Raw genomic sequence first — 756 nt, 5'->3', positions numbered from 1 at the left:
GGCCGGGCCGCGCCGGGGACGTGCCCGGAGCGGAAGCCGGGGACGGGGGCGAAGCTGAAGCCGGGGCTGGGGCTGGGACCGGGGCTGGGGCCGGGGCCGGGGTCGAGCAGTGGCACGTCGAGATCCATCTCGTCGCGCGCAGGCAGGCACGCGCGTTGGACGTCGCCCGCGCCGTCCGGCGCGGGGTCGAGGCGTACCTGCTCCCGATGTCACCGGCGGGGGCCGTACCGGCGCACGTCACGGTGACCGTCACCGGTCAGGTCTGACGTGCTGGTACTGCGGCGCGTCCCTCGGCCGGCCCGTGCCGCCGTGCTGTTCCTGCACGGCGGCAGGGCGGACAGCCACGTCCCGTCCCGGCCCTGGCACCTCGCGCCCCTGCGCATGCGGCCCTTCGTACGGGCCGTCGCGCGCGCGACCCCGGACGACGGCGTCCTCCTGGCGGAGGTGCGCTACCGCGTACGGGGGTGGAACGGCGGGGACGCCGATGCCCTGCTGGACGCGCGACGGGCGCTCGACGAGGTCCTCCGTGTCGCCGGGGACGTCCCGGTCGTGCTGGTCGGCCACTCGATGGGCGGCCGGGCGGCGCTGCGCGCCGCGAGCGCGCCGCAGGTCCGCGCCGTTCTGGCACTGGCCCCCTGGTGTCCCGCCGGTGAGCCGGTCGGTCAGCTGCGGGACAAGGATGTCGTCGTGCTGCACGGAGACCGCGACCGCGTCACCGACCCCCGAGCGGCCATGGCGTTCGTGCGCCGCGCCCGT

At 77.4% G+C, this 756-nt stretch carries 1 protein-coding gene; it reads left to right on the top strand.

Annotation, left to right across the window (positions count from 1 at the left end):
• Positions 1-267 precede the first annotated feature (267 nt).
• Positions 268-756 (top strand): alpha/beta fold hydrolase (locus tag HO151_RS02930; RefSeq protein ID WP_173894554.1); only part of this gene is annotated, 489 nt, incomplete at its 3' end.

The sequence above is a fragment of the Streptomyces sp. 8P21H-1 genome (assembly GCF_013302945.1).
The sequence above is the reverse complement of the archived record's forward strand: the minus strand, read 5'-3'. Positions and strand labels throughout refer to the sequence as shown.